Source organism: Polaromonas sp. P1_E1_2, from assembly GCF_056406035.1.
This window is the reverse complement of sequence record NZ_JBFUAZ010000520.1, coordinates 1-3,051: the sequence shown is the minus strand read 5'-3', so window position 1 is coordinate 3,051 and position 3,051 is coordinate 1. Positions and strand designations below refer to the sequence as shown.

At 59.3% G+C, this 3,051-nt stretch carries 2 protein-coding genes; both read left to right on the top strand.

Going from position 1 to position 3,051, the window contains the following annotated elements; translation table 11 throughout:
• Window positions 1-1,606 (top strand): DNA-directed RNA polymerase subunit beta (locus tag AC1D1P_RS19200; RefSeq protein ID WP_477674069.1); only part of this gene is annotated, 1,606 nt, incomplete at its 5' end.
• A 27-nt stretch (window positions 1,607-1,633) separates the two neighbouring features.
• Window positions 1,634-3,051 (top strand): DNA-directed RNA polymerase subunit beta' (locus AC1D1P_RS19195; RefSeq protein ID WP_477674068.1); only part of this gene is annotated, 1,418 nt, incomplete at its 3' end.

The window sequence follows — 3,051 nt, the reverse complement described above, 5'->3', positions numbered from 1 at the left end:
CACCTCGATTCACATCGAAGAACTCGTCGTGATGGCCCGTGACACCAAGCTGGGTGCCGAAGAAATCACGCGCGACATTCCCAACCTGTCCGAGCAACAGCTGAACCGCCTCGACGAATCCGGCATCATTTATGTCGGCGCTGAAGTCCAGCCGGGCGACACGCTGGTCGGCAAGGTCACGCCCAAGGGCGAGACCACGCTGACACCGGAAGAAAAGCTGCTACGCGCCATCTTCGGCGAAAAGGCCAGCGATGTGAAAGACACCTCGCTGCGCGTGAGCCAGGGCTCGCAAGGCACCGTGATCGACGTGCAGGTCTTCACCCGTGAAGGCATTGTGCGCGACAAGCGTGCCCAGCAGATCATCGACGACGAACTCAAGCGTTTCCGCCTGGACCTGAACGACCAGCTGCGCATTGTGGAAGCCGACGCCTTCGACCGCATCGAAAAGCTGTTGATCGGCAAGGTTGCCAATGGCGGTCCGAAGAAGCTGGCCAAGGGCACCAAGATCGACAAGGCCTATTTGGCCGATGTCGAGAAGTACCACTGGTTTGACATTCGTCCTGCCGATGACGAAGTGGCTGCGCAGCTCGAAAGCGTCAAGAACTCGATGGAGCAGACGCGCCACAGCTTTGACCTGTCTTTCGAAGAAAAGCGCAAGAAACTCACGCAGGGCGACGAATTGCCAGCGGGCGTGCTCAAGATGGTCAAGGTTTACCTTGCCGTCAAGCGCCGCCTGCAGCCTGGCGACAAGATGGCTGGCCGTCACGGCAACAAGGGTGTCGTGTCCAAGATCGTTCCGGTCGAAGATATGCCGCACATGGCCGATGGCACACCGTGCGACATCGTGCTGAACCCGCTGGGCGTGCCTTCGCGGATGAACGTGGGCCAGGTGCTTGAGGTGCATCTGGGCTGGGCCGCCAAGGGCCTGGGCCATCGCATTGGGGACATGCTGCAAGCCGAAGCCAAGGTGCAGGAAATCCGCAAGTTCATGGAAACGATCTACAACAAGTCAGGCCGCGCAGAGGACCTGGCGAAGTTGTCGGATACCGACATCATCGAGATGGCCGGCAACCTGACCACCGGCGTGCCTTTTGCCACTCCCGTGTTTGACGGTGCTTCCGAGGCCGAGATCATGGGCATGCTCCAGCTGGCTTATCCGGACGACATTGCCAAGGCCAAGGGCCTGACGGCGACACGTACCCAGGCTCAGTTGTATGACGGCCGCACGGGCGATGCGTTCGAGCGCACGACCACGGTGGGCTACATGCACTTCCTGAAACTTCACCATCTGGTGGACGACAAGATGCACGCGCGCTCGACCGGTCCTTACTCGCTCGTTACCCAGCAGCCGCTGGGCGGCAAGGCGCAGTTCGGTGGACAGCGTTTCGGCGAGATGGAGGTCTGGGCGCTGGAAGCGTACGGCGCCGCCTACACGCTGCAGGAAATGCTCACCGTCAAGTCCGACGACGTACAGGGCCGCACCAAGGTCTACGAAAGCATCGTCAAGGGCGAGCACGCGATCACGGCCGGCATGCCCGAGTCGTTCAACGTGCTGGTCAAGGAAATCCGCTCGCTCGGTATCGACATCGAACTCGAACGCAGCTAATCAACAGGAAAGAAAAGGATTTAACTCATGAAATCATTACTCGACCTGTTCAAGCAATTCACGCCGGATGAGCATTTCGATGCCATCAAGATCGGCATGGCTTCGCCCGAAAAGATCCGCTCGTGGTCTTTCGGCGAAGTGAAGAAGCCTGAAACCATCAACTACCGTACCTTCAAGCCGGAGCGCGACGGTCTTTTTTGCGCCAAGATCTTTGGCCCCATCAAGGACTACGAATGCCTGTGCGGCAAGTACAAGCGCCTGAAGCATCGCGGTGTCATCTGCGAAAAGTGCGGCGTTGAAGTCACGCAGACCAAGGTTCGCCGCGAGCGCATGGGTCACATCGACCTGGCCGCACCGTGTGCGCACATCTGGTTCCTGAAGTCGTTGCCGTCGCGCCTGGGCCTGGTGCTCGACATGACGCTGCGCGACATCGAACGCGTGCTGTACTTCGAAGCATATGTCGTTACCGATCCCGGCATGACCCCGCTGAAGAAATTCAGCATCATGTCGGAAGACGACKATGACGCCAAGCGCAAGGAATACGGTGATGAATACACCGCCAAGATGGGTGCCGAAGGCATCAAGGACCTGCTCGAAGGGCTGGATCTCGACGTTGAAATCGAGAAGCTGCGCAATGACCTGACCGGCTCCGAAATCAAGATCAAGAAAAACGCCAAGCGCTTGAAATTGATGGAAGCGTTCAAGAAGTCCGGCATCAAGCCGGGCTGGATGGTGCTGGACGTGCTGCCTGTACTGCCGCCGGACCTGCGTCCGCTGGTGCCGCTGGACGGCGGCCGTTTTGCGACCTCCGACCTGAACGACCTGTATCGCCGCGTGATCAACCGCAACAGCCGTCTGCGCCGTTTGCTGGAGCTGAAAGCGCCTGAAATCATTGCCCGCAATGAAAAGCGCATGCTGCAGGAAGCCGTCGACTCGCTGCTCGACAACGGCCGCCGTGGCAAGGCCATGACGGGCGCCAACAAGCGCGCACTGAAGTCGCTGGCCGACATGATCAAGGGCAAGTCAGGCCGTTTCCGCCAGAATTTGCTGGGCAAACGCGTCGACTACTCCGGCCGTTCCGTGATCACCGTGGGCCCAACACTCAAGCTGCACCAGTGCGGCTTGCCCAAGCTCATGGCGCTGGAACTGTTCAAGCCCTTCATCTTTGCGCAGCTTGAGTCGCGCGGCATCGCCACGACGATCAAGGCAGCCAAGAAGGAAGTCGAATCCGGCACGCCAGTGGTGTGGGATATCCTGGAAGAGGTGATCAAAGAGCACCCTGTGATGCTGAACCGTGCGCCTACGCTGCACCGTTTGGGCATTCAGGCCTTTGAACCCATCCTGATCGAGGGCAAAGCCATCCAGCTGCACCCGCTCGTCTGTTCGGCCTTCAATGCCGACTTCGACGGTGACCAAATGGCTGTCCACGTACCGCTGTCGGTAGA